Source organism: Mesorhizobium sp. M3A.F.Ca.ET.175.01.1.1 (assembly GCF_004791945.1).
GTDB lineage: Bacteria > Pseudomonadota > Alphaproteobacteria > Rhizobiales > Rhizobiaceae > Mesorhizobium.
In genome coordinates this window covers 1-450 of sequence record NZ_SRTP01000077.1, presented here as the reverse complement: position 1 = coordinate 450, position 450 = coordinate 1, and the positions used below count along the sequence as shown (strand labels likewise).

The 450-nt window shown below is 61.6% G+C and carries 1 protein-coding gene; it reads left to right on the top strand.

Features of this window, described 5'->3' with window-relative positions:
* Nucleotides 1-249: 249 nt before the first annotated feature.
* The coding region (locus EN818_RS33345; RefSeq protein ID WP_210237322.1) for a hypothetical protein at nt 250-450 on the top strand (201 nt) is incomplete at its 3' end.

Below are 450 nucleotides of genomic sequence, written 5' to 3'. Positions count from 1 at the left end.
GAAGGACCATGTCGCGGCCCCTGTCATGTACCGTGCGACCAAGAACGTGTCGGCCGCAAAGGAGCTCTCCACCTTCGGCAAGGCGAAGCTCGGACTCCAGTGGCTCCTCTTCAAGAAGGGACTTGGCGCGACCAATTTCTTCGAGGTGGGTACCTTCATGCGCACGAGGGAAGAGGAGACGATACCCAACGTCCCTCCGAACAACAAGCCGATGCAATGCTCGGTTCTGCGGATGCGGGCGCTTGGGTCATGTCGCCGGCCGAGATTCCTATCAAGCCATCGAGCCTTAGTGTCTTCATCATCGCCGCTGCTGCTGCGGTGCTATCGACTCTGCTCGGGGCCGCGATAGCACTTGCGCGCGAATCCTTGGACAAGCGGCTCGTCGGTTCACGCGAGGTCGAGGAAGCGCTAGGGGTGCCCTGCCTGGCTCTGCTGCCCAAGCCTGATCGC